This is a genomic window from Maritalea porphyrae, from assembly GCF_027213965.1.
GTDB lineage: Bacteria > Pseudomonadota > Alphaproteobacteria > Rhizobiales > Devosiaceae > Maritalea > Maritalea porphyrae_A.
In genome coordinates this window covers 67,512-86,123 of record NZ_JAPWGX010000002.1, presented here as the reverse complement: position 1 = coordinate 86,123, position 18,612 = coordinate 67,512, and the positions used below count along the sequence as shown (strand labels likewise).

The window sequence follows — 18,612 nt, the reverse complement described above, 5'->3', positions numbered from 1 at the left end:
GGACCGTATTGGCGCTAGCCTTTTTGCTCAAGCAAAATGGTGTTGCCTTCAGCCGCCAGTTTTGACAACCGCTGCTTTCCATCTTCAACAGCATCACGAATTTCAGCTGAATTTCGGGTAGACTGCTCGCGCATTTCGTTGATGATGGAACGTGACTTCTCTTGGAAGTTCACAACACTATCGACCAATTTCATAACGGCGTCGGCGCGAATGGTTGGGCCGTAACCCGCTTTAAGCGCTTCTTCTTGTACCGTGTCCCCAATGTCCGCCAATGTTTCAAGGCTTTTTGACATGCCTTCCTTCATTGCGTTCAGTGTTTCGGTGCTCTCGTGCAAACCAAATAGACCCGTGAAGGACGCGCTCAATGCGGTCAAAACCGTCTCGTTTGTTGAGAAGAATGAAATTGACTGCTGATACACACGCTCTTTGGCGTTTGTAGTTTGTGCCAAACGGGCCATCACAACTTCTGACGTGTTGTAAGAAATAGTCAGATTGTCTGAAAGATCTTTTGCGATCTGGTAGCGACGCTCTTCATTTTGCATTTCCCGCAAACGTTCGTCGCGGGCCATTTCTAAACGTGCCCGATCCGCTGGCGTGCCATCAGCAAAGTTCTCAAGCTCTGTGGTCGCTGCCGACAGTGCGTCTTTGCGTTCTTGCAAGTGTACTTCAGCTTTTTCAAACACTTCCAAAGCCATAACTTCAGACTGTTTCAGCGCGCCGCGGAAATCGCGATAGGCTTCCAAAATCGTATGTTCGCGGTCAATTTGGTCTTTTGTGTCTTTTGTCACATCAAGATAAATCGTGCGGATTTTATCAAACCGTGCGGGGATATCGCCGCGCGTCACTTTCATCCAAACATTGGATGCACGTTCAAGCATATCCAATTTACCATCGGCAAGCTGGTCAACCATGCCTTTTGCATCGTCGCGAATGCTATCGAATCCTTTGGTGATGTCTTCGTAACGTTCGCCAATGCTCATGGCAGCAATTTGCTCACGCACCACTTCATTGAAAATGCTGGCCTGGTTGAGGGTGCGACCAATTAGAATTACGCGGGTTTCGTCTAGCTCTGTAATTTGTTCCAACAGCGCAGTTATTGGTGCTTCTTCAACATTTTCAGGCCATAGACCCATTTCGCGAATTGCGCCCATTGCTTTGTCCAAATATTGCAATGGCTTTTCAGCAAGTTCAGTTGACATGATGATACTTCCCCGAAGTTTGTGGCCTTTACGCCGCTAAATTTTTGCCTTGTAAGCTTTTTACAGCTAACGATTGACAGCTTGCAACCATGTTACCATGTGTTTGTGATATTGTGTCATTCTCGCTCAAGGTAAAGGGTTTCCATGAAATTTGTTGGACATTACATCATTTCAGCGCCGCGCGAAGCGGTCTGGAATGCGCTAAATGACACGAAAACCCTTAAGGCCTGTATTCCGGGGTGCCACCATATCGAGTGGGTCGATGACAAAAGTCTTGAAGCCACGATTAAGGTCAATTTGGGTGTTGCTAAACCAAAATTCGTCGGTGACCTGTCCTTATCAAATGTGGATCCTGCGCGCAGTTATACGCTTTCTGGGCAGGGGCGTGGCGGCCTTTTGGGTTTGGCAAAAGGGTTCGCTGACATTGAGTTGGATGATCACGGTGAAGGGTCAACGCTTAAGTTTACCGCTTATGGCGAAGTGTCAGGTTCCATTGAAAAAATCGGCTCCAAACTGGTCAGCGGTACAGCGCAGAAGGTGATTGATCGTTTCTTCGAGCATTTTGCTGAGCAATTTGGCGCAACTGCCACGCCGATTAATTCTCTGGAATAGTCAACATGCGACGCTAAGCTGCGTTCTATTCTTCCCCTCACACTGCTATAACATCAATGTGTTTTGCACTTGTTTGACTGCAAATGCATTTGTGGCCAAAGTGACAAACAGGTTTTGAGGGAATATGTTGAAAACGCTTGCAAAAAATCTTGCCGTAATAAGTTTAGCATCAAGTGCCATATTGGCCGGAACGGCATATGCTGAGGACGTCAACCCAGCCGATTGGCCTTCCGTCGTCAAAGCGGCAAATGGCCAAGAAGTCTATTTCAACGCTTGGGGTGGGGCACCAAACATCAATGCCTACATCGCTTGGGTTGGTGAACGCGTAAAAGCTGAATATGGCGTTACCCTCAATCATGTTAAACTGGACGACACTGCCAACGCGGTGAACCGTGTTTTGACCGAAAAAGCGGCTGGTCGCCATCAGGGCGGATCGGTTGATCTTATTTGGATCAATGGCGAGAATTTTGCATCGATGAAACGCCAAGGCCTGCTGATCGAACAAAATTGGTCTGAGCAATTACCCAACTACAAATATGCTGACGTTGCGGGCAAACCCACGCTGACCTACGATTTTACAGTGCCAGTGGACGGTCAAGAAAGCCCTTGGGGTATGGCGCAGCTCACGTTTTATTACGACAGCGCGTGGCTTGAAACGCCGCCAACAAGCCTAGAAGCTTTGGCGAAATGGGTTGAAGAAAACCCAGGTCGCTTCACCTACGCATCGCCGCCCAATTTCATTGGCACCACGTTCCTCAAGCAGGTGCTCTACGGCACCATTGCGGATCAATCCCTGTTACGCGCCCCGGTGGTTGAGGCTGATTTTGATGAAGTAACAGCACCGCTTTGGGCCTATCTTGATCGCCTAAAACCAAATCTTTGGCGTTCGGGCGAAGTTTATGCAGCGGATACAACACAGTTGAAAAATTTGCTGGCTGATGGGGAAATTGGCATCGCTATGACATTTAATCCCGGCGAAGCGTCTTCAGCGATCAACGCGCAAGAATTGCCACAAACGGTGCGTTCATTTGTGTTGGACTATGGCTCAATGGGCAATTCGCACTTCGTCACCATTCCTTACAACGCGAACGCAAAAGCCGGAGCGATGGTTGTGGCAAACTTTATGTTGTCCGCACAAGCCCAAGCCCGCAAAGCCGATGAGAATATCTGGGGTGACCCCACGGTGCTGGATGTGAATTCACTTCCAGCAGAAGGCAAAGCGCTGTTCGATGCACTTACGCGTGGGCCTGCAACTTTGGCCGCAGATGAGTTTGGCGCAACCTTATTGGAGCCAGACGCAAGCTGGGCGGTAAGGCTTGAGGAAGAGTGGGCAAAACGCCACGTGCGTTCTAACTAATGAAAACAAAAACCAAAGGCTGGGGCGATCCACTTGTTTTCGCCCCAGTTATCATGATTGTGGCCCTCTTGGGGCCTTTGATTGCTGGGCTAGCAGGTGTGTTGCTACCCGCCTTTGGTTTCTTTCCGTCGCTTGGCGGGGATCAATTCACATTCAGCTATCTTCAAGACGTCACCCATAAGCCGGGATTTTGGCAATCGGTTCGACTGTCGATATGGATTGGTGTGGCCACCACATTCCTCTCGTTGGTCATTGTAGTAAGCTCTTTTGCATCGCAGTGGGGGCGCAACAGTTTTCGTCGTATCACGCGGTTTATTTCCCCGCTTATGTCTGTGCCTCACGCCGCGGCAGCATTTGGTTTTGCATTTCTTATTGCACCATCGGGCTGGCTTATGCGTTTGCTCTCGCCTTGGGCAACCGGTTTTTCCCATCCCCCAGACTGGCTGATTATCAACGACCCAGCGGGCAATGCACTGCTGATTGGGTTGGTCCTTAAGGAAATACCGTTCCTTTTCTTGGTTGGTTTGTCCGCGTCCAGTCAAATCAATGTAGATGAACGACTTAAAGTTGCACGTTCGCTAGGGTATGGCCGTGTGTGGAGCTGGTTCACTGTTGTCTTTCCTGCTTTATACAAACAGATGCGACTGCCAGTATACGCTGTCATTGCCTTTTCATCATCTGTGGTTGATGTGGCTCTGATTTTGGGGCCAAATTTTCCGCCTATGCTGCCCGTCCAATTGTTGCATTGGATGAATGATCCCGCGCTTGAAATGAGGTTCGTTGCCGCAGCTGGCGCTGTGTGGCAATTGGGGGCAACACTTGTTGCTTTGCTGATTTGGCGTATCGGCGAAGCATTGATCGCTTACATCGGGCGCCGTGCCGCAATAAATGGCCAACGCCACAGGAATGATCGCTGGTTTCGCGTCACTGCAACAACTGCCATGAGTGCCGTTGTGGTGATATTCGTCTTATCATTGATCGTTCTAACCATTTGGTCGATAGCCGGGTTTTGGCGTTTTCCAAATGCCCTGCCGTCCAGTTTCACCCTCTCAAGATGGGCCAATAATGCCAGCGCGCTTTGGGTGCCCATAGTCAATGCAATATCAATTGCCATGACGTCCACATTGATTTCGCTAGTTCTCACCATCGCTTGCCTAGAAAATGAGTATCGCCATAATATTCAATTTACCCCAAATGCTATGCGCATTCTCTATTTGCCGCTAATTGTGCCGCAAATTGCATTTCTGTTTGGCGTCTCCGTGTTTCTCGTGCGCTATGGGCTCGACGGTAGCTTTTGGCCTGTGGCATTGGCACATACGATATTTGTCTTACCCTATGTGTTTCTTTCGATGGCTGCGTCATTCCGAAGTTTTGATTTGCGTTATTTACAGGTGGCAACTTCGCTGGGCGCATCGCAGAACAAAGCTTTATTGTTTGTGCGCTTGCCCATGCTGATGAAACCAATATTGCTGGCAAGCGCATTGGGCGTGGCCATATCCATCGCGCAGTATCTCCCAACGCTACTCATTGGGGCAGGGCGCGTGCCCACCATCACAACAGAGGCGGTTGCACTTGCCGCGGGGGGCGATCGACGGTTGATAGGCATATATGCAATGGTGCAAACTCTTTTGCCCGCGATCGGTTTCGTTGGCGCGACATTGCTGCCGCGTTTCCTGTTCCCAAATAGAAAGTTCTTTCGGTAGTTATGTCAGACACAAAAACCGAAAATGCCCTCTGCCTAGAGAATGTCCGCCTGTTTCATGACGGCAGCAAATTGCTTGATCTGAACGTGACCATTCAACCGGGTGAGGTTGTCACGGTGATGGGCGCATCAGGATCGGGAAAGTCTTCACTCCTAAATCTTATTTCTGGTTTTTTGCCCCCCAGTTTTAGCTATACGGGGCGTGTGGTGCTAGACGGTTTGGACATAACTCATGCTGACCCTGCGGATCGAAAAGTGGGGTTGATGTTTCAAGACCCATTGTTGTTTCCACACCTAAGTGTTGAAGAGAATTTGCTGTTCGGATTGCCAGCCAAAGGCGACAAAACGGAGCGCTGCGAAAAAGTGCGCGCGGCCCTGGGCGCTGTGAACATGGCAGAGCTGGGCCACCGTGATCCGCTCACACTTTCAGGCGGTCAGCAGTCCCGCATTGCCCTAATTCGTGTTTTGTTGTCAGAACCCAAAGCCCTGCTGCTTGACGAGCCGTTTTCCGCACTTGATTCTGGATTGCGCGACAAAGTGCGCGAGTTTGTGTTCGCACAGGCTAAAATCAAAAATCTACCCACACTTTTAGTAACCCATGACCAACTTGATGCAGACAAATCTGGCGGCCAAATAATCACACTTTAAAATTTTACTATTTAGTAAAACACTATGGTTTTGCTCGCTAAAGATGATGTGTTTGACCAATCGGTCAAAAAATACTTGAATTATTCTCTCACACCCGCTAACGATTGAGGGGTGCAAGCTGGCGTTTTTGCTTGCGGAGGAACCTATAAAGCGCTTGAATTAAAAATATCAAATGGACGCATCGAAGGTTTTTAGACCTCTCGGTGTTAAACCATATGACGACGTGACAAGGGAGATATTCATGACCGTCCATAAGAAGATTTCTAGTGGTGCAAAAGCCATTATTGGCGTAGCAACTTTCACTGCTTTGATGACAGGTGTTGCGTTTGCTGACCCAGCGCTCATTTACGATGCTGCTGGCAAAAACGATAAGTCATTCAACGAAATGGCTTGGAATGGTGCAAAAGCCTACGCTGAGGCGACCGGCAACTCATATCAAGATCTTGAAATTCAAACTGACGCACAGCGTGAGCAAGCTCTTCGTCGTTTTGCACAGCAAGGCGCAAGCCCAATTGTTGTACCAGGCTTTACATGGTCTGAGCCACTAACAGTTGTTGCCCAAGAATTCCCAGACACACACTTTGCGATTATCGATAGTGTTGTTGACCTACCAAACGTGCGTTCTGTTCTGTTTAAAGAACAAGAAGGTTCATTCCTTGTAGGTGTTTTGGCTGCAATGAAGTCTGAAACTGGCACAATTGGCTATGTGACAGCATTTGACTTCCCACTATTGCAGGCATTTGGTTGTGGCTACGTTCAAGGTGCCAAAGCAGCGAATGCAGACATCACTGTACTTCAAAACTTTATCGGAACTGATTTTGGTGCCTTCAACGACATCAACACTGCCGGCGAAGTTGGCCGTTCACAGCTAGAGCGTGGCGCTGACGTAGTATATGCTGCAGCAGGTGCTGCAGGCGAAGGTGCTTTGCAAGCCGCAGCAGATGCGGGTAAGTACGGTATCGGCGTTGATAGCAACCAGAACTACTTGTTCCCAGGCAGCATGCTTTCATCAATGGTGAAACGCGTTGACGTTGCTGTTCAAGCCGCATTCACCGACGAGATGAACGGTGCTTGGACATCTGGCATTCAGGTGCTTGGTCTTGCTGAAGGTGGTGTAGGTGCTGCTGTTGACGAGCACAACGAGCCACTACTTTCTGACGAAATGAAAGCCGCACTGGCAGATTACACAGCTAAGATTAATTCTGGCGAAATCGTAGTTCACGATTACCGCTCAGACAATTCTTGCCCAGTATCTTAATCGAAACACCGGGAACGGTAACTCGATATGGTTGAAAACCAAATACGAAACACTCAGCAGCCTTCACGGGCTGCTGAGATCGTGCCAGCAATTGACCTAAAAGGCGTATCCAAGTCTTTTGGCCCAGTTCAGGCGAACAAAGACATCAACTTGACCGTCAAGCGCAACTCAATCCACGGCATCGTGGGGGAAAATGGCGCAGGTAAGTCGACGCTGATGTCGATCCTATATGGATTTTATAAAGCTGATGCCGGCGATATATTTGTTCACGGCAAAAAGGTGCAAATTAAGGATTCAAGTCATGCCCTAGACTTGGGTATTGGCATGGTCCACCAGCATTTCATGTTGGTTGAAAATTTTACTGTACTTGAGAATATAATCTTGGGCGCTGAGGGTGATCCGCTCTTGGCTGCCAGCAAGGCTGCGGCGCGTGAAGAACTTGCGCGACTGGCAAAAGACTATGGGCTGAATGTTGATCCAGACGCTATTATTGAAGATTTGTCTGTGGGCCAAGAGCAAAGGGTTGAGATTCTAAAAGCGCTCTATCGGGGGGCTGATGTTCTTATCCTTGATGAGCCAACAGGTGTGCTTACCCCAACCGAAGCAGACCAATTGTTCCGCATATTGGAGCAGCTACGTGATGAGGGAAAGACCATCATTCTAATCACGCATAAACTGCGTGAAATTATGGCCATCACCGACACAGTTTCAGTTATGCGACGGGGCACGATGGTGGGTACTGTTGCTACCAAAGATACATCACCAGACAAACTAGCTGAGATGATGGTTGGGCGTCATGTATTGCTGAAAGTGGAAAAAACTGCAGCGCAACCAGGCGAGAAGGTGCTCGAGGTTGATGGCCTTTCTGTGACCGATGATATCGGTGTGCCACGGGTCAAAAATGTATCGTTTGATGTGCGCGCTGGTGAAATTGTTGGCATTGCTGGCGTTGCGGGAAACGGGCAATCGCAATTGCTTGAGGCAATTTCTGGTATGTTCAACCCGCTCCTTGGTGAAATCCGCATTAATGGCAAGAAGATTAAATTTGATGGTGACGGCGTTGCTGATGAAGTGCGTCGTATGGGGCTAGCCCACGTGCCAGAGGATCGGCATAAAATGGGACTTGTGACCACGTTCGAGGAATGGGAAAACTCCATGCTCGGATATGATGATGATCAAAAGTTTGGAAATGGGCCCTTTTTGTCGGTCAAAGCGGCGCGCGAAGATGCCATCAAACGAATTGAAATGTTTGATATTCGGCCACAAAATCCACGTTTGAAGACAGCGAATTTCTCGGGCGGAAACCAGCAAAAAATCGTGTTGGCCCGTGAAATGGACCGTGACCTTGATATCTTGATCGTCGGACAGCCGACGCGTGGTGTGGATATTGGTGCAATTGAGTTCATTCATAAGCAAATCATCAAATTGCGTGATGAAGGCAAAGCCGTGTTGCTTGTCTCTGTCGAGCTGGATGAAGTCCGGTCACTTTCGGACCGTGTGCTTGTGATGTTTGACGGTGAAATTGTCACCGAACTCGCGCCAACCGCGAGCGAAAAAGAGTTCGGTTTGGCTATGGCCGGGCTTGACCCAGCCCAACAATAATTTCGGGGGAAATGCAATGAGCGCGAGACAGCCACTGCCAAGTTGGGCATTGAACGTACTTATGCCAGCCATGAATGTGCTGTTGGCCCTAATCGTTGGCGGCCTTGCAGTGGCCATGATTGGCGAGAACCCAATCCAAGCGATGCAAGTGTTGGCCTATGGCGCTTTTGGTAGCGGCTATGGGCTTGGGTTTACACTGCACTATGCCACCAGCCTCACTTTTACAGGCTTGGCGGTTGCCGTGGCGTTCCATTCGGGTCTGTTCAACATCGGCGGCGAGGGCCAAGCCTATGTGGCGGGTCTTGGAGCGATCATGATGGCACTTTGGCTCGATCACACCCATTGGGTGTTCGTGCTTGTTGGTGCAACTGTTGGTGCAATGACACTTGGGGCGTTATGGGCTGCAATCCCTGGGTATCTGCAGGCCAAACGCGGTAGCCATATCGTGATTACGACGATCATGTTCAACTTTATCGCTTCGGCCCTCATGAGCTATATGTTGGCTCAAGTAATCACGAATCCTGGGTCGAACGCTGAAACGCGCACAATTGCCGAAACTGGACGTATTCCGCTGTTGTCTGAGTACTTTGAGTTCTTCAAACACTCGCCCGTAAATATCATGCTGTTCTTTGGCGTTGTAGCGCTGATCGGCGTCTACATACTGCTCTGGCGCACAAAACTTGGTTTTAAAATCCGCACATTGGGTCAAAATCCAGAGGCCGCGCGATACGCCGGCATCTCAGCAGTTTCGATAATTGTGATTGCGATGGCAATTTCTGGCGCGCTGGCGGGCATGATGGCGGTAAACGAAGCTGTGAGCGTTCAGAAACGGCTTGTGGTTGGTTATGTGCAAGGCTTTGGTTTTATCGGCATCGCTGTTGCGTTCATGGGACGGGCGCACCCTGTTGGCATCGTTTTAGCCGCAATCCTATTTGGGGCGCTCTATCAAGGCGGTTCAGAGTTGGCATTTGTTATGCCAGCGGTGCCTAGCGAACTCGTGGTGGTTATCCAAGCGCTTGTGATCCTTTTTTCTGGCGCAATGGATGAAATGTTCAAGCCGGTTCTTGAGCGTGTCTTTGGTGCATTTAGATCAAAGCCTCAAGCCGACAAAGCAGCTGAAATCGAGGAGGCTTAAAATGGGTATCGAAGATATCATTCCGTTGCTCAATTCGAGCGTTCGCTTCGCCGTTCCGCTCCTATTGGCTTGCCTCGCTGGCCTTTATTCTGAACGCTCGGGTATCGTGGACATTGGCCTCGAAGGCAAAATGCTTGGCGCGGCATTTGCCGCGGCTGCGGTTGCTGCGCTAAGTGGCAATGTTTGGTATGGCATGTTGGCGGCTATATTCGTTTCGGTTTGTATGTCGATGATTCATGCGATCGCATCGATTAATCTGCGCGGAAACCAAGTGATTTCTGGGGTTGCGCTAAACTTTCTTGCTTTGGGCGGCACAGTTTTCATTGGGCACTCTATCTTTAAGCGCGGCGGGACAACGCCAAACCTTTCAAAAGACGAACGCATTGGCCCAATCGATTTGCCTTTCGCGGCTGAAATTGGTCAAGTGCCAGTTATTGGCCCAATCTATGAGCAATTGATTTCAGGCCACTCTATCATCGTTTACTTTGCATTTGCAGCGGTGCCAATCACAGCATGGGTGTTGATGAAGACACGCTTTGGTTTGCGGCTTCGCGCTGTGGGTGAAAACCCAAAAGCGCTGGATACAGCAGGTATTTCGGTTTTCCTCCTTCGCTATCAAGCATTGATCATCACGGGCGTTCTATGTGGTGTTGCCGGGGCCTATCTGTCGACATCACAAGGTGCGAACTTTAGTGAAAACATGACGGCAGGTCGTGGATTTATTGCGCTGGCCGCATTGATCTTTGCCAAATGGAAACCCTGGAATGCCCTTTGGACCTGTTTGTTGTTCGGTGTGCTCAGTGCTGCCCAAATTCGCTTGCAGGGCGTTGAATTCCCGCTGATCGGCGAAGTGCCGGTGCAATTCATCCAAGCGCTGCCCTATGTGCTGACTGTGGTGCTGCTCGCTGGCTTCATCGGTCGTGCGGTGCCGCCAAAAGCTGTTGGACAGCCATACGTCAAGGAGAGATAAAATGGATGCGGTAACGCAAGCCCTTTATGATGCGGCCCAAAAGGTGCGCAAGCATGCCCATGTGCCTTACTCGCACTTTCCTGTTGGTGCGGCTATCTTGGCAAATGATGGCAATATTTACGCGGGCTGTAATGTGGAAAACGCCGCTTATCCGCAAGGATCATGCGCAGAAGCGTCTGCAATTTCTGCGATGATTGGTGCAGGGGCGAAGAAAATCCATCGTATCTTTGTAATTGGCAAAGGCGTTGACCCGGTTACCCCTTGCGGTGGTTGCCGGCAACGCATCCGCGAATTTGCAACCGCTCAGACAACCATCATTTGCACTGGCGAAGATGGTGAGGCCAAAAGTTACACAATGGATGAGATTTTGCCCGATAGTTTTGGGCCAGAAAGTTTGGAGGCGGTTAAATGAGTGCCGCCAAAGCGAATGCTGAAATAATCAAAGATCATGCCGGTAGTGAACCAGTTGAGGTTGCTCTGGTTCTTGGTTCTGGATTGTCGGGTGTCGGCGATTTGCTCGATAATCGCGTAGAAATCCCCTATGAAGACCTTGTTGATTTTCCAACCGGTGGTGTGTCAGGGCACGGCAAATCTTTGTTGGTAGGAACGCTAAACGGCAAGCGTATTGCCATTCTTACTGGCCGCGCGCACTACTATGAAGAAGGTCGCGCAAACATTATGCGTGTGCCGCTGGAAAGCATGCGCGAAATTGGCGTGAAAACACTATTGCTGACCAACTCTGCAGGATCGTTGGAAAAAGACATCCCACCAGGCGAATTGATGATGATTTCCGACCACATCAATTACAATGGCCAAAATCCACTTATCGGCGAGCCAACTGACAATAGATTTGTCAATATGGTGGACGCCTATGACCCCCAATTGCGCAAACAAGCCTTGGCCATTGCCGATGAATTGTGGTTGACTGTTAAAGAAGGTATTTATGCTTGGTACTCCGGCCCCAGTTTTGAAACTCCAGCAGAGATTCGAATGATCAAGGGTTTCGGTGCCAATGCGGTGGGCATGTCCACGGTACCCGAAGCGATATTGGCGCGCTTTTTGGGAATGCGGGTTTGGGCCTGTTCATCGATTACGAATATGGGCGCAGGCCTTTCGGACGAGAATATATCGCACCAACATACCAAGGAAATGGCACTCAAAGGTGCCAAAAAACTCGAGCAGTTGCTTGAGAGATTGGTTGGGGAATTATGACCCTAAAGGCAATAGAATTGGACGCACACAACCATAACCATCAGCGCAATCCAGGTTTCGATTTGGATCTAGGATGGTTGCGGCAAGTGCGCATGAATCGCTCGGCACTAGAACGACGTGCCGGGACCATCGGCACAAGACGATCGGTGAAAAAACAATGGCAAGTGGCTTGGCTTTTAAAGGCGATTACGTTCATTGATTTGACCACATTGAATGGCGATGACAGCGCGGGCCGTGTTGAAAGACTGTGCGCAAAAGCACGCCAACCTGTACGGCCCGACATATTGGATTTGCTGGGCGCGAGCACCTTGAAGATCAATCCAGGAGCTGTTTGCGTTTATCACAATTTTGTCGAAACCGCAGTGACAGCGCTTAGGGGTACGGGCATTCCTGTGGCGGCAGTTTCCACTGGTTTTCCGGCTGGGTTAACGCCGTTTGAAACCCGCGTGAAAGAAATCGAAGCTTCAGTTGCCGCTGGCGCAAAAGAGATCGATGTGGTGATTGAGCGCCATCATGTGCTCAACGGCGATTGGCAAGCGCTTTACGATCAAATGAAAGCATTTCGCGAAGCTTGTGGTGATGCACACCTCAAAACCATTTTGGGCACTGGCGAGCTCGCAACCCAAACCAATGTCGCCAAGGCATCGTTGGTTTGCATGTTGGCGGGTGCTGATTTCATCAAAACATCAACGGGCAAAGAAAAGGTCAATGCTGACCTGCAAACCTCTTTGTCGATGATCCGCATGATCCGCTGGTTCCACGAAGAAACCGGCATCGAGATCGGCTACAAGCCTGCGGGCGGCATTTCAAAAGCCAAAGATGCGATCACCTTTATGGCCTTGATGAAAGAAGAGCTGGGCAACAATTGGTTGCAACCGCACCTTTTCCGTTTTGGTGCCTCCAGTCTTCTGACAGACATTGAAAGACAACTCGAACATAACGCGACCGGTCGCTATTCAGCCGACTATCGCCAACCGATGGTTTAGGGCAGGACAATGAACATTCCTGAGATTTTCAAGAACCTAGAATATGGTCCCGCCCCAGAAGGCGACGAGCAGGCGGTGGTGTGGCTTGATAGCCATGGCCGCAAATTTGGCAGCTTTATTGATGGTGACTTCACCAAACCAGGCAAAACGTTCCCAACCATCAATCCCGCGAACGGTAAAGAGCTGGCACAGATTACCCAAAGCACCAAAGCTGACCTTGATCGCGCTGTAAAAGCGGCGCGCAAGGCAACGGGGCCTTGGCAAGCATTGTCTGGATTTGAACGCGCCAAATATCTTTATGCAATCGCTCGCCAAGTGCAAAAACACGCGCGCCTGTTTGCGGTGCTTGAAACCATGGACAATGGCAAGCCGATCCGTGAAAGCCGAGATTTGGATATACCGCTGGTTGCGCGTCATTTCTATCATCACGCGGGTTGGGCGCAGCACATTGAGCGAGAGTTCCCCGACCATCAGCCATACGGTGTTTGTGGTCAGGTCATCCCGTGGAATTTTCCGCTTTTGATGATGGCATGGAAAATTGCACCAGCTTTGGCAGCGGGCAACACGGTTGTTTTAAAACCAGCTGAACTCACTTCTCTGACGGCATTGTTGTTTGTTGAGATTTGCCGTGAAATCAATTTGCCCGCTGGCGTGGTCAATATTGTGACTGGCAACGGTGAAGTTGGCGCTGCGATCATGGAGCATGAGGGCATCGACAAAGTCGCCTTCACCGGGTCAACGGGTGTTGGCAAAGCGATACGCAACGCCACAGCCGGTTCAGGTAAGGGCATATCACTTGAACTTGGTGGCAAATCGCCTTTCATCGTTTTTGAAGATGCAGACATTGATAGTGCCGTTGAAGGCCTAGTCGATGCGATTTGGTTCAACCAAGGCCAAGTCTGTTGTGCAGGTTCGCGCCTATTGGTGCAAGAAAGCATCGAGAAACGTTTCATCCAAAAGCTCAAAGCCCGTATGGCCAAACTTCGAGTTGGTGATCCGCTAGATAAAGCCATCGATATCGGCGCGCTTATTGCGCCAATACAGATTGAGCGCGTGACCGAATTGATGAAAAAGGGTGAAAAAGAAGGCGCGATCAAATATCAGCCAGATGGCGAACTGCCAGCTGACGGCTGCTATATGAAGCCCACCCTTTTCACCAATGTCAGCCCTGCAAACACCATCGCAAGCGAAGAAGTCTTTGGCCCCGTTTTGGTCGCCATGAGCTTTCGCATACCTGATGAAGCTATCGCACTTGCAAACAACTCTCGTTATGGCCTTGCAGCCAGCGTGTGGAGCGAGAACATCAACCTCGCGCTTGATATCGCACCACGTATAAAGGCGGGCATTGTGTGGATCAACTCCACCAACCAGTTTGACGCGGCTTGTGGATTTGGTGGCTATAAAGAAAGTGGCTTTGGTCGCGAAGGCGGCAAAGAGGGCATGGCAGCCTATTTGCGTCCCGCCTGGGAAACCAAGCTCAAAGCGCTGCCTGCATCACCAAAACCAGCTGCGCCAAAACTGTTTGAAACAGACGGCATCGACCGCACGGCAAAACTTTATGTTGGCGGTAAACAATCTCGACCAGATGGTGGATACGCTCGGCCCATTACGGGGCCAGATGGCAAGTTGATCGCCGAAGTCGGCGAAGGCAATCGCAAAGACATCCGTAACGCAGTGGAAGCGGCGCGTGGCGCTTTGGGGTGGAGTGGTAAAACAGCACACTTGCGGTCGCAGATCCTTTATTACATGGGTGAGAATCTTGATTATCGTAAGGCAGAGTTTGCTGATCGCATTCGCGCCATGACGGGTGCCACCGCTGGCGCTGCGAAAAAAGAGGTCGATCAATCCATTGAACGCCTATTCGCATTCGCAGGTTGGGCCGACAAATATGATGGTGCGGTTCACAACCCACCAACCCGCGCGATGACAGTGGCAATGGTAGAACCCATTGGCGTGATTGGCATCACAGCCCCTGACGAGGCGCCCTTGCTTGGGGCTATTTCACTGCTTGCCCCTGCAATTGCTATGGGCAACACAACAGTGTTGATACCATCCGAACATGCGCCATTGGCGATGACCGATTTCTATCAGGTCATGGACACATCAGACTTGCCAGGCGGTGTGGTGAACATCGTAACAGGTGAGAAAGACAGCCTTACGAAAACCCTTGTTGAACATGACGGTGTTGATGCCCATTTCTATGTAGGTGACACAGCGGGCGGTAAAGCCGTTGAGCAGATGTCTGTTCATAACTTGAAGCAAACTTGGACCAACAAGGGCAAGGCTATCGACTGGTCTGACAGGGCGATTTGCGAGGGCGATTATTTCTTGGCACGCTCAACGCAGATTAAGAACGTTTGGGTGCCCTACGGCGCATAAGATCGGGAAGGAATTGCAATGCCGGAGAAAATTGAAGTTCAAAACGTCAATACGCCGGGCAAGTCCACACGAGTTGATGCAGCCAAATATCGCGCCATGTATGTAGCTATGATGAGCGTTTTGCCGGACCAAGCGCCAGGAATGAAAGTTGCTGATGTAATAGAGGCGGTGAAACCAGCATTGCCCGACGACCTCTATCCAGGCGGAAAAACGTCCGGCTGGTGGGTGAAATGTGTGCAGCTTGATTTGGAAGCGAAAAAAACAATCGCTCGTGCCGATAAACCGCCAGTGCGCTTGTATAAAATCTAATCAGAGTATTTGTAATGGTCTTTTTGCCTCAAGAAGTGATTGCCAAAAAACGAGATGGGGAGCAGCTATCGAAAGCTGAGATTGGTGCTTTTATTGCTGGGTTGACGAATGGTGAGGTTAAGCCTGAACAGGCCGCAGCATTTGCCATGGCTGTCTTCTTCCAAAATATGAATTTGGACGAGCGGATCGCCCTAACCCAAGCCATGCGCGATAGCGGCGATGTGCTGGATTGGTCAGATTTTGATGCACCAATTCTAGACAAACACTCAACCGGCGGCGTTGGTGACAATGTTTCCTTAATGCTTGCCCCCATTTGGGCCGCTGTTGGCGCATATGTCCCCATGATTTCAGGCCGCGGTTTGGGGCACACCGGGGGCACACTCGACAAATTTGACGCTATCCCGGGGTACACAACCAGCCCGGACAACGCGCTTTTTCGAAAAGTAGTGCGCAAAGCAGGTTGCGCCATAATTGGCCAAACGGCAAATCTCGCACCTGCTGATAAGATCATGTATGGCATTCGCGATGTTACCGCGACCGTTGAGAATGTTTCCCTTATTACATCCTCAATCCTTTCTAAAAAACTGGCAGCTGGTTTGGACGCTTTGGTGCTTGACGTCAAAGTGGGAACCGGTGCGTTTATGCGCACGGCCGAAGACGCTGACGAACTGGCCAAAAGCCTGGTGCATGTGGCCAATGGAGCAGGGGTGAAAACCTCAGCGCTGATAACTGACATGAACGAACCTTTGGCCAGTGCTGCCGGCAACGCTGTTGAAGTGCGTAACGCGGTTGAATTCCTCACGGGCGTTCATCAAGATCAACGATTACTCGATGTTACAATTGAGCTTGCCGCGCTCGGCCTAGGCCTTGTTGGCATTGAAAACGATATGGAAGCAGCAAGGCAAAAATGCCACGAGGCATTGGACAGCGGTGCCGCAGCAGAGCGTTTTGGCAAGATGGTATCCCTTCTTGGTGGACCGACGGATTTTATCGAAAAACACGATAAACATTTGCCAACCGCGCCAATTGTACGTGATGTTTTTGCAGAACGAACAGACACGGTTGCTAGCATTGACGCCAAAGGTGTCGGCATGGCGGTTGTTGTTTTGGGTGGTGGCCGTAAAACCCCTACGGATAAATTGAATTACGCTGTCGGCTTTGACAAGATTGCGCCCATCGGGACAAGTTTGGATGCTCAAACACCGATTGCGCGCATTCACGCCGCAGATGAAGATAGCGCATCAGAAGCCGCTATGCGGTTGCGCAAAGCCTATCATTTGAATGAAGAGCCGGAAAAGCATGGGCTTTTCCATGGATTGATCACTGCGTAGCAAATCAGCGCGCACAACAATCATCAAAGGAGGCAGTTATGCCCCGAGTAATTTTGTGTGTTCTTGACAGTTTTGGCATTGGCGGCGCGCCAGATGCCGCTCAATTTGGTGACGAGGGCGCGAACACATTAGGCCATATTGCAGCAGCCTGCGCGCAAGGTTTGGGTGACAAAGAGGGGGTGCGCAAAGGACCACTTCAGTTGCCAAATATGGACATGCTTGGGTTAGGTCAAGCTGCGATGGGCGCAAGCGGCGAATTGCCCAAAGGGCTTTCAGGGGAACACAGAGCTGGGGTTTGGGCCCATGCAAGCGAGGTCTCAAAAGGCAAAGACACACCGTCCGGCCATTGGGAAATAGCAGGTGTACCTGCGGTTTTTGATTGGGGTTATTTCCCAGAAACCATACCAACATTTCCAAAAGAGTTGACTGACGAGTTTGTTAAACGGGCCAAATTGCCGGGCATCTTAGGCGACAAACATGCTTCGGGAACAGTGGTGATTGCCGAGTTGGGTGAAGAAAGCATCAAAACGGGCATGCCCATTTGTTACACCAGCGCCGATAGCGTGTTCCAAATCGCCGCTCATGAACAGCATTTTGGCCTGGATCGCCTTTATGATATTTGTGAAATCGCTTTTGACTTGGTGAAGCCTTACAATATCGGGCGGGTTATCGCGCGCCCATTCGTTGGCGAAACAGCTAACACATTTGAACGCACAGGCAATCGACGGGACCTGTCTGTCCTTCCACCCGAGCCAACTTTGCTGGATCGCGCAAAAGACAATGGTCGTCAAGTGTTTGCGATCGGAAAAATCTCAGACATTTACGCTGCGCAGGGTGTAACCCACAAAATTAAAGCCAACGGCAATATGAACCTGTTTGATGCGACGCTCGATACCTTGGAAATGGCGCGTGACGGCGACTTGATATTCACCAATTTTGTTGATTTTGATATGCACTATGGTCATCGTCGTGATGTCCCTGGCTATGCTGCAGCGCTCGAACAATTCGACCAACGCTTGCCCGAAATGATCGCCAAAATGGAGCATGATGACTTATTGGTGCTCACAGCTGACCATGGGTGCGATCCCACTTGGCAGGGCAACGATCACACGCGCGAGCAGGTGCCTGTTTTGTTGTTTTCCCCAAGTTTGACCAAAGGATCAAAAGGGTCTAGATCGACATTCGCAGATATTGGTGAAACAGTGGCTGCATGGTTGCATTTGCCTGCCGGACCACATGGCAAAGCGTTTTTATAAGGATCTGGGGCGAAGAATATGGAAAATGTCAAAGTAATTGATCACCCTTTGGTGCAGCACAAGCTTACCATCATGCGCAACAAAGACACATCTACAGCGAGCTTTCGTAGACTGTTGCGAGAAATCGCCCATCTATTGTGCTACGAGATCACCCGTGATCTTGAACTAGAAGACATCGACATTGAAACACCGATTCAGCCGATGAAATCACCAGCCCTTAAAGGTAAAAAACTGGTGTTCGCTTCAATTCTGCGTGCGGGCAACGGTCTTTTAGAAGGCATGCTCGATCTCGTGCCATCTGCGCGGGTTTCACACATTGGTCTTTATCGTGATCCTGAGACCCTAGAAGCAATTGAATATTATTTTAAAGCTCCGTCTGATGTGGCTGATCGGCTGGTGGTTGTTGTTGACCCAATGTTGGCGACAGCAAATTCTGCCATTACGGCGGTTGACCGGATCAAACGTCGCGGCGCCGACAATTTGCGCTTCCTTTGTTTGCTAGCAGCCCCTGAAGGCATTGTACGCTTCCAAGAAGCTCATCCCGATGTGCCGATTTATACCGCCGCAATTGACGAAAAACTCAACGAAAAAGGCTATATCGTTCCTGGTTTGGGTGATGCTGGCGACCGTATGTACGGGACGCGCTAGTCCCCAAT

Annotated in this window: 17 protein-coding genes; 16 read left to right on the top strand and 1 reads right to left on the bottom strand. The window is 50.1% G+C overall.

What is annotated here, in order from left to right; genetic code table 11:
• Positions 1-14: 14 nt before the first annotated feature.
• Positions 15-1,199: a cell surface protein gene (locus O4H47_RS05260; protein WP_269392911.1), complete on the bottom strand. Its 1,185-nt coding sequence runs from the start codon at positions 1,197-1,199 to the stop codon at positions 15-17.
• 144 nt (positions 1,200-1,343) lie between these two features.
• Between O4H47_RS05260 and O4H47_RS05255 the strand changes: the two genes are divergently transcribed.
• The 16 genes from O4H47_RS05255 to upp all read left to right on the top strand — a co-directional run bounded on the left by O4H47_RS05255 (position 1,344) and on the right by upp (position 18,604).
• The gene (locus O4H47_RS05255) at positions 1,344-1,811 is read left to right on the top strand and encodes a CoxG family protein (protein ID WP_269392910.1); all 468 of its coding nucleotides are present in this window, start codon (positions 1,344-1,346) and stop codon (positions 1,809-1,811) included.
• A 124-nt stretch (positions 1,812-1,935) separates the two neighbouring features.
• Positions 1,936-3,168, top strand: coding sequence for an ABC transporter substrate-binding protein (locus O4H47_RS05250; protein ID WP_269392909.1), 1,233 nt, complete (start codon positions 1,936-1,938; stop codon positions 3,166-3,168).
• A complete protein-coding gene (locus tag O4H47_RS05245; RefSeq protein ID WP_269392908.1) occupies positions 3,168-4,871 on the top strand; it encodes an ABC transporter permease in 1,704 nt (567 codons plus the stop codon). Before O4H47_RS05250 ends, O4H47_RS05245 begins: the two co-directional genes overlap by 1 nt.
• A gap of 2 nt (positions 4,872-4,873) precedes the next feature.
• Complete coding sequence (locus tag O4H47_RS05240) at positions 4,874-5,518, top strand: ATP-binding cassette domain-containing protein (RefSeq protein WP_269392907.1); 645 nt, start codon at positions 4,874-4,876, stop codon at positions 5,516-5,518.
• Between the two features lie 241 nt (positions 5,519-5,759).
• Entirely contained in the window at positions 5,760-6,776 is a 1,017-nt protein-coding gene (locus O4H47_RS05235) for a BMP family lipoprotein (protein ID WP_269392906.1), read from the top strand.
• Positions 6,777-6,803: 27 nt separating this feature from the next.
• Complete coding sequence (locus tag O4H47_RS05230; RefSeq protein WP_269392905.1) at positions 6,804-8,378, top strand: ABC transporter ATP-binding protein; 1,575 nt, start codon at positions 6,804-6,806, stop codon at positions 8,376-8,378.
• Positions 8,379-8,394: 16 nt separating this feature from the next.
• The gene (locus O4H47_RS05225) at positions 8,395-9,513 is read left to right on the top strand and encodes an ABC transporter permease (protein WP_269392904.1); all 1,119 of its coding nucleotides are present in this window, start codon (positions 8,395-8,397) and stop codon (positions 9,511-9,513) included.
• A gap of 1 nt (position 9,514) precedes the next feature.
• Positions 9,515-10,483 (top strand): ABC transporter permease, encoded by a 969-nt coding sequence (locus O4H47_RS05220; protein WP_269392903.1) that lies wholly within the window; start codon positions 9,515-9,517, stop codon positions 10,481-10,483.
• A 1-nt stretch (position 10,484) separates the two neighbouring features.
• Complete coding sequence (gene cdd, locus O4H47_RS05215; protein ID WP_269392902.1) at positions 10,485-10,895, top strand: cytidine deaminase; 411 nt, start codon at positions 10,485-10,487, stop codon at positions 10,893-10,895.
• On the top strand, positions 10,892-11,695 hold the full coding sequence (locus O4H47_RS05210; protein WP_269392901.1) for a purine-nucleoside phosphorylase: 804 nt from the start codon (positions 10,892-10,894) through the stop codon (positions 11,693-11,695). The genes cdd and O4H47_RS05210 overlap by 4 nt, the downstream gene beginning before the upstream one ends.
• Positions 11,692-12,681: a deoxyribose-phosphate aldolase gene (gene deoC, locus O4H47_RS05205; protein WP_269392900.1), complete on the top strand. Its 990-nt coding sequence runs from the start codon at positions 11,692-11,694 to the stop codon at positions 12,679-12,681. The genes O4H47_RS05210 and deoC overlap by 4 nt, the downstream gene beginning before the upstream one ends.
• Positions 12,682-12,690: 9 nt before the next feature.
• Positions 12,691-15,060 (top strand): aldehyde dehydrogenase family protein, encoded by a 2,370-nt coding sequence (locus tag O4H47_RS05200; protein WP_269392899.1) that lies wholly within the window; start codon positions 12,691-12,693, stop codon positions 15,058-15,060.
• A gap of 18 nt (positions 15,061-15,078) precedes the next feature.
• Positions 15,079-15,369, top strand: a complete 291-nt coding sequence (locus O4H47_RS05195; RefSeq protein WP_269392898.1) for a DUF6958 family protein — start codon at positions 15,079-15,081, stop codon at positions 15,367-15,369.
• A gap of 14 nt (positions 15,370-15,383) precedes the next feature.
• Positions 15,384-16,700 carry a thymidine phosphorylase gene (deoA, locus tag O4H47_RS05190; protein WP_269392897.1) on the top strand — a complete coding sequence of 439 codons (1,317 nt, stop codon included), beginning with the start codon at positions 15,384-15,386 and terminating at the stop codon, positions 16,698-16,700.
• Positions 16,701-16,738: 38 nt separating this feature from the next.
• Positions 16,739-17,956 (top strand): phosphopentomutase, encoded by a 1,218-nt coding sequence (locus tag O4H47_RS05185; RefSeq protein ID WP_269392896.1) that lies wholly within the window; start codon positions 16,739-16,741, stop codon positions 17,954-17,956.
• Between the two features lie 18 nt (positions 17,957-17,974).
• Positions 17,975-18,604, top strand: coding sequence for a uracil phosphoribosyltransferase (gene upp, locus O4H47_RS05180; protein WP_269392895.1), 630 nt, complete (start codon positions 17,975-17,977; stop codon positions 18,602-18,604).
• Positions 18,605-18,612: the final 8 nt, after the last annotated feature.

What these genes read in the sequence shown, in the direction of transcription:
- O4H47_RS05260 (WP_269392911.1), bottom strand. Translation starts at nt 1,199, where the DNA reads ATGTCAACTGAACTTGCTGAAAAGCCATTGCAATATTTGGACAAAGCA.
- O4H47_RS05255 (WP_269392910.1), top strand. Translation starts at nt 1,344, where the DNA reads ATGAAATTTGTTGGACATTACATCATTTCAGCGCCGCGCGAAGCGGTC.
- O4H47_RS05250 (WP_269392909.1), top strand. Translation starts at nt 1,936, where the DNA reads ATGTTGAAAACGCTTGCAAAAAATCTTGCCGTAATAAGTTTAGCATCA.
- O4H47_RS05245 (WP_269392908.1), top strand. Translation starts at nt 3,168, where the DNA reads ATGAAAACAAAAACCAAAGGCTGGGGCGATCCACTTGTTTTCGCCCCA.
- O4H47_RS05240 (WP_269392907.1), top strand. Translation starts at nt 4,874, where the DNA reads ATGTCAGACACAAAAACCGAAAATGCCCTCTGCCTAGAGAATGTCCGC.
- O4H47_RS05235 (WP_269392906.1), top strand. Translation starts at nt 5,760, where the DNA reads ATGACCGTCCATAAGAAGATTTCTAGTGGTGCAAAAGCCATTATTGGC.
- O4H47_RS05230 (WP_269392905.1), top strand. Translation starts at nt 6,804, where the DNA reads ATGGTTGAAAACCAAATACGAAACACTCAGCAGCCTTCACGGGCTGCT.
- O4H47_RS05225 (WP_269392904.1), top strand. Translation starts at nt 8,395, where the DNA reads ATGAGCGCGAGACAGCCACTGCCAAGTTGGGCATTGAACGTACTTATG.
- O4H47_RS05220 (WP_269392903.1), top strand. Translation starts at nt 9,515, where the DNA reads ATGGGTATCGAAGATATCATTCCGTTGCTCAATTCGAGCGTTCGCTTC.
- cdd (WP_269392902.1), top strand. Translation starts at nt 10,485, where the DNA reads ATGGATGCGGTAACGCAAGCCCTTTATGATGCGGCCCAAAAGGTGCGC.
- O4H47_RS05210 (WP_269392901.1), top strand. Translation starts at nt 10,892, where the DNA reads ATGAGTGCCGCCAAAGCGAATGCTGAAATAATCAAAGATCATGCCGGT.
- deoC (WP_269392900.1), top strand. Translation starts at nt 11,692, where the DNA reads ATGACCCTAAAGGCAATAGAATTGGACGCACACAACCATAACCATCAG.
- O4H47_RS05200 (WP_269392899.1), top strand. Translation starts at nt 12,691, where the DNA reads ATGAACATTCCTGAGATTTTCAAGAACCTAGAATATGGTCCCGCCCCA.
- O4H47_RS05195 (WP_269392898.1), top strand. Translation starts at nt 15,079, where the DNA reads ATGCCGGAGAAAATTGAAGTTCAAAACGTCAATACGCCGGGCAAGTCC.
- deoA (WP_269392897.1), top strand. Translation starts at nt 15,384, where the DNA reads ATGGTCTTTTTGCCTCAAGAAGTGATTGCCAAAAAACGAGATGGGGAG.
- O4H47_RS05185 (WP_269392896.1), top strand. Translation starts at nt 16,739, where the DNA reads ATGCCCCGAGTAATTTTGTGTGTTCTTGACAGTTTTGGCATTGGCGGC.
- upp (WP_269392895.1), top strand. Translation starts at nt 17,975, where the DNA reads ATGGAAAATGTCAAAGTAATTGATCACCCTTTGGTGCAGCACAAGCTT.